We start from the raw sequence: 9,184 nt of genomic DNA, 5'->3' as shown, positions 1-9,184 counted from the left end.
CTTACCCAATGCCTACTTCACCAAGCTCGGGCTGATCTCGTTCCTGAAGGAACATCGACGCCTACACTACGCTTCATGAACCGCCGTATACGGAACCGTACGTACGGTGGTGTGGGGGGAGGGCCTAAAATGCCCTCCTACCCGATTTTTCGCCATGGCTGAAACGGAATCCAACGGTTCCTATACATATCCGAACACATCGGGCGATCCAGACCGCAGGAATGTGCTGCGCAACAAACTTGGGATCCAGTCGCATAGGGAACTACGCGTCGAAGAATATCGCGCGGCAGCTTTCCGGATGGCTGAAATTGCCGAAGGAGACGGCCCGAAAGGGACTTTCGACGCGCAACATCTGAAGGCCATTCATGGTCATATTTTCCAAGACATTTATGAATGGGCCGGTCATACCCGCGATGAAAGCCCGGTCGTTGACGGCCAGAGAGTGGAGCCGATTGGTAATCTGTCGAAAGGCGGAACCTCGTTCCTGCACGGTTCACGTATCGAGATGGGCTTGGACGAAGCCTTTAGACCCATCAGGAATCCCGAGATATTGCGTGGATCGTCGGGCGAACAGTTCGCCGAAATCGCTGGAAAAGTCTTGGCAGAGTTGAATTACGTGCACCCGTTTCGAGAAGGCAACGGACGGGCCCAGGAGGCACTGCTAGCATCCATCGGTCGCGAATATGGTCATGAGGTTGACTTCACGGTCATTACCAAGCCGCGTATGATCGACGCATCGATCGCGACGACCAACGAGCGCTCCAGTCCGGCGATGAAACATATCTTTGAAGACGCGATCGATCCAAACCGGCAGGAAGCCATAAGAGCTGCGTTCGTCGATTTGGAAATGCGCGGTGAGAATGCTTTCGAGCACAACGTGCGCACCGCCAGGCCGGGCGAACAGATTTCAGGTCAGGTTCTCAGGCACGATATACGTGTAGCCAGCCTTGTTACCGACCACGGGATTGTCGCCGTCGATCGCGCCGACCTTCCAGAGCGGTTGCCCGATGACGATTCCGAAATCACATTTACGGCACGTTCTGACTTCTCCCGCCTGTCGCGCCCGGATCAGGTCAGAAATGCAGATAATCCCACCGTCGAGCGAATGTCACCAGAGCAGAAAATAGCCGCGGACCCATCCCGGCTTGCGGAGCTGTCGGCGCAAAAGCAGCCCGAGCGGGATTCCGACGACCGCGAACGATAAGAGGTGCAACCCTCTGCGCAGAGAGCCAGTCTGTTAACTTCGGTGAGTGACATTTAGCCCGCCCCACTCGTTGGCTGATTGACGGACAAGCTGCGATAGCCACTCCCCCATGCAACCGCTTCGCGGTCCTCCACTCCTGTTGCGGCCCAAAGGGTGCATGGGCTCGTCTCGGCTATCTCCGTTTCTTGCCGTCAACCAACGAATGGAGACGGCCATGAACAACGTCAGCGACACCTATCAGCGCATCACAGACCTCATCATCGAGCAGCTGGAAGCGGGCACCAAACCCTGGGTGCGGCCTTGGCGCGGAAATACCCGCCCGACCACCATCATCCCGCGCCGATCCAGTGGTGAAGCCTATCGCGGCATCAATGTTCTCATGCTCTGGATCGCGTCGCAGATGAACGGCTACGAGGAGACCACCTGGATGACCTATCGTCAGGCAAAGGATCTCGGCGGTCAGGTCCGGAAGGGCGAACGCGGATCGCTCGTCGTCAAATATGGCACCTTTACGCGCAAGGATCAGGACGCCGAAGACGACCGTTCAATCTCTTATCTCAAGGGATACACGGTATTCAACGTAGAGCAGATCGAGAACCTGCCTGCCGACTATTACAGCCCAGCTGAACTGATGCCGACGGCGCCGGTGCCGCGCAACGAAACCGTCGACACCTTTGTTCGCAAGACCGGGGCTGTCGTTCACTATGGCGGCACGAAGGCTTGCTATCGTCCTGGACCTGACGACATTCTCATGCCCGACCGCGAGCGTTTTCTAAGCGACGTCCACCTTTATTCGTCACTTCTGCACGAAATTGGTCACTGGTCGGGCGCAAAACATCGCCTTGATCGCGATCTGTCTGGCCGCTTCGGCACCAACGCTTACGCGGTCGAAGAACTCGTCGCCGAACTGTCCGCAGCATTCCTTTGCGCTGACCTGGGCGTGGCTCATGATCCTCACGAAAACACAGCCGCTTATATCGAAAATTGGCTGGCCGTCCTGAAGGCTGATAAACGCGTCATTATCACCGCTGCAGCCAAAGCTCAGGCGGTTGCCGATTATCTGCATGGGCTCACATCGATACACAGACCGGAGGTCGCGTAAGCGACCTCGAGGTCCAGCGGGACTTTTCCCGCTGCATCGGGTCTGACAGATGAGTTATTACTGTGTTCTGGTGCGAGCGGTGTTGTAAACATCGCCACGCTCACGTTTTCCAACTGCCACGACCAACACCGTCACAGTGTCGTCGTTGACGGAATAAACCAGCCGATAGCCTAATTGACGTAATTTTATTTTATAATGATCAGGCATACCGTGAAGTGAGGCACTAACGACCCGCGGCGTTTCCAAGCGTTCACGCAGTTTTTTCTTTAATTGCTGTTGGATTGTTGAGCCGAGTTTATTCCATTCTTTGAGAGCCGACGGCAAGAATTCAAGCTTATAAGGCATCGATATCGACCGAAATTCCTTTTTCGTCGGCTCGTTTCCGGATTATCTCAGTGAGGCGAATATCATCCAGCTGTTCGAGCATGGCTTCATAGACGCTAGCTGGAACCATATAAGCCATAATTCGATTATGATTAAGAACGGCCACAGCCTCGCCGTTAGCCTCGTCCATTACTGCGGACGGACTTTTTTTGAGGTCTGAAACGCTAACCGCTATATTTGCTTCCACACGTTGCATAACAATTCCATATCAAATTAGGTACGAAATTTAGTACCATATTAAGTGAGGTAATACAATAGCGAACACGATCCTCCAATCGGTGATTGGTTCTTAGATCGCGCATTTCGAGCAATGGCCGGCTATTCGCAATAGCCATTGGTGGCTACGACTATTTAATTCACTCCGCGCTTTGCGGTTTGGCGTCGACTTGGCTTTGTAGGTCAGCCATTTTTTTAACCAACGAAAGCAAGTCACGCGTAGTGCTGTGCGGGAGATCAGCCACCAGTTTCGCAAGTTCGACGCGATCCTTGGCTTCCTCCTCACTTTTGCCCCACAAATGAGGTGCTGCCTCGTAAAGCATTTCGATGGGCATAATGTTCAGCACTTCGCAGATATGCACCATGCGAGTGACATGCAGCTTTGAAAACGCGCGTTCATAGCGACCATAAACCGGCGTAGAAAGTCCCATGAGCGGAGCAAAATCGGCTTGTTTCAAGCCTGCCTTGTCGCGTGCTTCACGCAAGTATTTCGCAAGCCGGTGATCGATTTCTTCAAACGTACTTATTCCATTAAAGCCCGGACGCCTAAAGACTGGCTTATCGATCTCAGGATCATTGGTTTTTTCCAAAGAATGTTCGTTAGCGAAATCCAATGCCTCACGATTCACGCGGAAACCCCTTTTGCCTGCCGTGCCACAACAGCGATCATTATCACATTTTCTGAAAATTGCAGCACTCCAGAGGTGGTGTTCGCTTGTTTCAACGCGCGTTTATATTGAAATGAAGCAGGAGAGCGATTTCAGCGTTATGTTGTTTTGGGGCCTCCAATGCCGACGTTGTCACTTCGGTTATCTGGATTTCACCGCCACAAGGCGCCAATCATTGGCCGCGCCCTCGAAGACTGCTTCGATAACTTTGGTCTCGTTCAGCCAGCTTAGCGATGCAGACAATTCGCATGCAGCGGTCTGCTCTTTGATTAGAATACAACGTAGCACTGACACTTTGGAAGAATGGCCGTATCCGGCGTAATTCCAGTTCGATAATCGAAATAGCTCTGTCTTGGCTGTTTCGTCATCAGGCCAGATGGCATCGTAGCTTTGCTTTGCCACACGAGCGATCGTCGGTTCGTCATTGTGAATATCTGGTTTGGTGTGTAGCGATGGAGCAATATAGATTCCAATGGCAATTCCGAGCGCTATCCCGACGAGAAAACTACGGCCGAACACGGTCAGTATCCATTATCTTTAAGATATTGATCAATGGCATCACGAAGAATGACCGTCATTTTGAGGCCATTGTCATGAGCAGCGTTCTCAAGACGACGTTTGGTTTCATAATCAAGCGAAACATTGACGAAATGTTTGCTTTCGCGTTCACGGGATTTACGAAGCTCGCGCAGTCGGTTACGGGAGTCTTCTCGACGGTTCGCATTTTCAATTGCACTTGCGCGGTGTTGTTCCGGCGTTGTCTCGAGAGATTTATCCTGCTTTTTGCGACTTGATGTCATGAACGCCGATTCATTTCCAACGTTTGCAGCGCCTTCTTCTTGCACGTGAGAAATAGGCGGAGTGGCAGTGTCTTTATCCAGATCAACAGAACGTTTTCGACGTTCCGCGACAGGGAAATCAGAAAGAGAGATTTTTCCCTTAGCCATTGATAGTCTCCCCGCGGTGTTCCTTTTTAAGTTGCTCCAACTCCTCGACGAATGCATTCACCTCCGCTCTGGCCTTGAGAACCGGTTCACTCGGTTCGAGCATTTGTAGTGTGCCAAGACCGCTGCGGATTTCTCGATAGCAATTTCGTTCGATCAATTCCGTATCGAGAAGTACGGAATTGTATCCGTGTTCGCTCAAATTTTGGACGAAAGGGCGAATGATCCGGTATTCTTCGAGATGCCGATTGACGATAGTGATGCGCGTTCGCAGAACTGCTTGAGGGATACTACGGTCAAGAACGTCCGTTCGCATCGCAATTGCCTCCGCTGCTTCACCAACTGCTTTAATCTCATCCTGGGCGGGCTGAATGGGCGTGATGACGATATCTGAATGGTCGATTATCGTATCCATCACAACACTATCGACGCCCGGCGCGTCGATCAAAATGGCGTCATAGTTGGCCTCCTGTGACGCCATTAACTTCTCTATATTGTTCTGACGAAGTGCCGTCGCCAGTGAAATCGACGCCGGTACATTGTCCTTGGCCTCGCACCGCTTCCACCACTCGGCTAAGTTCTGTCGTGGATCGGCATCAATTAGCAATACTCGTCGATTTTTGAGTGCGAGTTCACCTGCAGTCAAAATGACTGCGGTCGTCTTCCCCGCTCCACCTTTGCCGCTTACTGAAGAGATTCGAAGTGTCACGCTGGCCCTCCTGTACCTGGATAGTGCTGGTTTTGTTTGTGTCGATTTATTGCCCGAAGCGTCGGCAAATGCTGCCCACACGGCGCGAGAGTATATGTCAAGTTAAGGTAGTTTCACACGATGTGACAACACTCATTGAAGCATGTGACACACCATGTGTTCACATCAAATAATCACATCACTCAATGACTAGAGTTTGGGAACATGTTTCTCCCAATCGAGTGTGAACCCCGGAGCCGCGCAAGAGCCGTCTGTACCGCTCGCACGCAGTCCGGCAAGGGCGAAGAGCGTAGCGTCCCTTGCTGGCGAGTACGAGGGGTACAAAAAGGCGATTAAGGCGGTCTGGAGGTGAACCCTGGTGAGCGTAGTTCCTTTGAAGCGCCGGGGCGTAGCCTCGGCGTAAGGGGTGAGCGGAGCGAGGCCATATAAGACGAATATTAAATGGTTCTGCTCGTAGTTGGTTGGGCAGGATACGGAAAAATGTGCTACATTTTTTTCTGACCAATCGCGAAACACGTCCGTGATTGTCGATTGCTGCGCTGAATTGGAGCTAACAACGCCTATGAATGAAGCAATTTCAGAGGATATAAGGGTCGCAAAACCCAAGCCGCAAACCATTCATAGCCGTGTTTCGGCGGACGAATATGACGCGATCGACGCAGCCGCAAAGGCGGCCGACATGACGATGAGCGCATTTTTCAAGGCCGTTTTGCTGCAAGGCGCCGGGATAAAACCGATCTTCAACGACGAAGACAGGGCGCTTTTGTCTCTCCTGCTTGAGGATATGCGCATGATTGGCATCAATCTCAATCAGGTCGCTCGAGCGCTGAATAGCGGCAAATCGGTTTCAGATGGCGAAATCTGCATGGTGGTGGGTGACGTACAAAAGATGCAGGTTGCGGTTCTCAGTGAACTGAGACGCGTTACCAAGCGGTCAGGGTATAGGTACCGCAGCAAGGACTAGCGACCATGGAATTTTTTCTCGGGGCTTTTGAGAGTGAGTGGGAGCATCGCCGAGCGGCGTTGCTGCATGAGCTTTCACTTGGTTCGAGTGCTGCAGGAAGCGCCGAGGAAGAAATGCGCCGGAGGTTGCGCGAATTACAGATCGCAGGCGGTGGCGCAGCAGCAAGCGGTGTCTCAGTGCCCAAAACGCGGGCGCGAACATCAAGAGCGCTGGCGAGCGTTCATAGTGCGGCAAACAAGCCGATTGCCGCCCCCAGACCGATGGAAACACGTTTGGCCGCAGTCGCAGCGGGTAGTCAACCGGCGGTGGTGAAAATGGCGTCGTACGGTGGCGGTGCGCGGTTCGGTGCGATGGTCAATTACGTTTCGCGAAGCGGGGAAATACGCGTCGAAAAGGAAAACGGTGAGCGCCTTCAGGGTCGCGAGGAACTTGCCCAGTTGCGTGGAGATTGGGAACCATTGTTTCAAAATCGTGCCGAGAGCAGGGATATTGGAACGTTCCGGGTGACGATCGAAGCTGTCGGTTTCGCAACAGAAGAAGCTTTGCACCAACTCGTGCGGGATAGTCTGGCAAGCGCATTCGGTCATCGCAGCTTTGCTTATGCTGTTTCGCAGCCATCGCATGGCGTTTTAGACGTTGACGGGGTGTTGGTGTTGCGCAGCATGGAAGGGGAGCGGTTGACCGGCGACACGAAGGCGGCGGACATTATTCAGAGGCGTTACAACGAAAGCGCAGCGTCCGAGCTCGAGAGGGCGCGGTTCCGTTTTACCGGGTATGGAAATGGCGTTGAATATGGCGCCGCCAAGCTGAGAAGTCTGGTCGAGGATCATAAGGGCGACGTTCGTGATCATAAGGGGCGCGTTGTCTCAGATGCGCGTTCCGCCGGCGACCTGGTGCAAAAGCAGTGGCGTCGGGAATTGCATAGCCGTAAGGGCAGGGATGTGATGCATCTCATCATGTCTGCCAAAGCTGGCACCAATGTTCAGGCTTTCGAATGCGCTGTTCGGGATTTTCTGGCCGCGCAGTTCGAAGGGCATCGCTACATATTTGCGATGCATGATCCGTTCAGCGACCCGAAGGAGATGGGGCAGGGCGGAAAGCGACCGCATATACATGCTCATGCCATTATCGCTATGCGTTCGGATGCCGGTGATCGGGTGGAAACCTCGCCACAGGTTTTTCGTCAGTGGCGCGAGCTTATGGCCGAAAAGGCGCGCGAACACGGTATCGCAATGGAAATGACCGACAGGCGCGAGTTCGCAAATGCTCCAGCCTACACGCGCAATCAGGTTCGGCCGGTTAGTCGGGATGGAAGAACGCAACATGAAGGGACAAGCGAGGCGGCTCAGTCGCGCTATGACGCAAAGCGCTCAGGTCGGCGTAGCATGGCTCGAAGCATCCGAAGCCGTGAATATACCATAAAGGTAACACAGGGATGGGAGAAAGTAGCAATGGCGAGCGGCGATCGTCAGATTGCGGCGTATGCCATGCAACAAAGAGATATAGTTATATCAACCAGTTCGCTTCAATCTGAAGCTAAAACTTCTAACATCGTTCATGCAGATTTCGGGTCACATTACCGCACCAATTTGGTAAAGTTGCAAAACATCATATTGGAGGGTGACAAAGTGCGCGAAATGTCGAGAAGCGATTTTGAGGCATATGAGAAAGAAGTTGAAACAGCTTTGTTCCGGCTTGGCCGCAATCTCGGACCGGAGGAGAAAGCGGATCTGGATCAGGTAGCGCAGTATACGCGCGAGCATGTCAATCTAATGCGCGAGCATATGGAATTGACGGAACAGCGTGGATTGAGCGTCGAAACCCCATCGCGTGAAAGCGAGCAGGATAGCTCGTCGATGCAGATTGCTCGGGAACCCGATTCCGAAATTGCAAAGCCAGCGCATGTTGTCGCGGAAGCAGAGCCGGGTCGGCCATCTGCAGATTTTGCCAACGAACCTCGTTCGAGCATGGATGACGAGGAGAAAGCGGCGGCAGCATCTTATCAGGCCGAAATGGATCGTTCATTCCCGAGTGAAATCACGAGCCGATATTATATTCGTGAGGATCACGGGGGGACGCAGCGAGTCTTTGCCGATTCAAAGGGTGAGCGCGAAGTGTTCCAGGACAATGGAGAGAAGCTGCGCGCAAAATCGTTCGATGCTCAGGGCGTTCGATTGATGATCGAAACAGCAGCGCATCGAGGCTGGACGAGCATCGAGATAACGGGGAGCAAGGAGTTCCGCCGTGAAACTTGGCTGGAGGGCCAGGCGCACGGAATTTCGGTCAAGGGCTATCAGCCGACTGAACTGGATTGGCAAGATTTGGCTCGCCGGGAGCAGTCCTATTTGCGTAATGAAATTGTTCCGATCGAGGGAAGGGCACTTGATGCGGTTCACCGGGATCAGGAGCAATCTGCAGGTTCGGATCAGTCGAGCAAGGTCGATAAAGAGCAACAGAATGCAGATAATTCCGGAACGCCGCACACCAAAACCAACGACTATAAAGAGGGTGTTCAGGGTATCCTCGTCGAGACAGGAGAGAAGCCCTATCAGAATAATGAAAAGAACGAGCCTTCGCCGTTCGTCGTTATCGAAACCGCCAATGGTAATCGCACGGTCTGGGGTGTCGGATTACCCGATGCGTTGCATCGCGCCGGCGCTGATATCGGTGATGAAATTCATTTGCGGTCCACTGGGACGGAACGCGTTTTAAAAACCGTCATACAGGACGTCGACGGTCAGAAGCAGCGTGTCGAACAAATGGTCGATCGCCGGGCTTGGGAAGCGAACGTGCTTGAAGAGCGGGATCGGACAGATGGAAAAGTTGAAGGTGCCAAACAGCTCGATAATCGTGCGAATATGGAAACAAAGGCCGTCGTTCGGGACGGAGAGACAACCCGTACAGATCCGCCGCAACAGCAGATTCCGCGATTGCAGGAACTAGAACAAGAGCAGCAGCAAAAGAAGGAACGCGGCGAACACGAGCGTTAGAGG

At 53.1% G+C, this 9,184-nt stretch carries 10 protein-coding genes; 4 read left to right on the top strand and 6 right to left on the bottom strand.

Annotated features, from left to right (window positions below):
- Positions 1-154: 154 nt before the first annotated feature.
- Together FJQ48_RS18270 and FJQ48_RS18265 are read left to right on the top strand one after the other, a co-directional pair.
- Complete coding sequence (locus FJQ48_RS18270; protein ID WP_139976382.1) at positions 155-1,204, top strand: Fic family protein; 1,050 nt, start codon at positions 155-157, stop codon at positions 1,202-1,204.
- 214 nt (positions 1,205-1,418) lie between these two features.
- Positions 1,419-2,306 (top strand): zincin-like metallopeptidase domain-containing protein, encoded by an 888-nt coding sequence (locus tag FJQ48_RS18265; protein ID WP_139976381.1) that lies wholly within the window; start codon positions 1,419-1,421, stop codon positions 2,304-2,306.
- A gap of 57 nt (positions 2,307-2,363) precedes the next feature.
- Here the strand turns inward: FJQ48_RS18265 and FJQ48_RS18260 are convergent, their stop codons facing one another.
- The 6 genes from FJQ48_RS18260 to FJQ48_RS18235 form a co-directional block, all read right to left on the bottom strand.
- On the bottom strand, positions 2,364-2,651 hold the full coding sequence (locus tag FJQ48_RS18260; RefSeq protein WP_180350248.1) for a type II toxin-antitoxin system RelE/ParE family toxin: 288 nt from the start codon (positions 2,649-2,651) through the stop codon (positions 2,364-2,366).
- A complete protein-coding gene (locus FJQ48_RS18255; RefSeq protein ID WP_128095071.1) occupies positions 2,641-2,886 on the bottom strand; it encodes a type II toxin-antitoxin system Phd/YefM family antitoxin in 246 nt (81 codons plus the stop codon). Before FJQ48_RS18255 ends, FJQ48_RS18260 begins: the two co-directional genes overlap by 11 nt.
- A gap of 160 nt (positions 2,887-3,046) precedes the next feature.
- Entirely contained in the window at positions 3,047-3,535 is a 489-nt protein-coding gene (locus FJQ48_RS18250; protein WP_139976380.1) for a helix-turn-helix transcriptional regulator, read from the bottom strand.
- A 180-nt stretch (positions 3,536-3,715) separates the two neighbouring features.
- Positions 3,716-4,093, bottom strand: a complete 378-nt coding sequence (locus FJQ48_RS18245) for a hypothetical protein (RefSeq protein ID WP_138787172.1) — start codon at positions 4,091-4,093, stop codon at positions 3,716-3,718.
- Positions 4,094-4,095: 2 nt separating this feature from the next.
- Positions 4,096-4,521 carry a hypothetical protein gene (locus FJQ48_RS22780; RefSeq protein ID WP_247870414.1) on the bottom strand — a complete coding sequence of 142 codons (426 nt, stop codon included), beginning with the start codon at positions 4,519-4,521 and terminating at the stop codon, positions 4,096-4,098.
- The gene (locus FJQ48_RS18235) at positions 4,514-5,227 is read right to left on the bottom strand and encodes a ParA family protein (RefSeq protein WP_139976379.1); all 714 of its coding nucleotides are present in this window, start codon (positions 5,225-5,227) and stop codon (positions 4,514-4,516) included. Before FJQ48_RS18235 ends, FJQ48_RS22780 begins: the two co-directional genes overlap by 8 nt.
- 562 nt (positions 5,228-5,789) lie before the next feature.
- On the opposite strand from FJQ48_RS18235, the gene FJQ48_RS18230 reads away from it, so the two are divergent.
- Entirely contained in the window at positions 5,790-6,191 is a 402-nt protein-coding gene (locus FJQ48_RS18230) for a MobC family plasmid mobilization relaxosome protein (protein WP_180350247.1), read from the top strand.
- A 5-nt stretch (positions 6,192-6,196) separates the two neighbouring features.
- Positions 6,197-9,181, top strand: a complete 2,985-nt coding sequence (locus FJQ48_RS18225; protein WP_139976377.1) for an LPD7 domain-containing protein — start codon at positions 6,197-6,199, stop codon at positions 9,179-9,181.
- Positions 9,182-9,184: the final 3 nt, after the last annotated feature.

The sequence above is a fragment of the Ochrobactrum sp. CGA5 genome (genome assembly GCF_006345815.1).
Taxonomy (GTDB): domain Bacteria; phylum Pseudomonadota; class Alphaproteobacteria; order Rhizobiales; family Rhizobiaceae; genus Brucella.
This window is presented reverse-complemented; position numbering and strand designations above follow the sequence as displayed.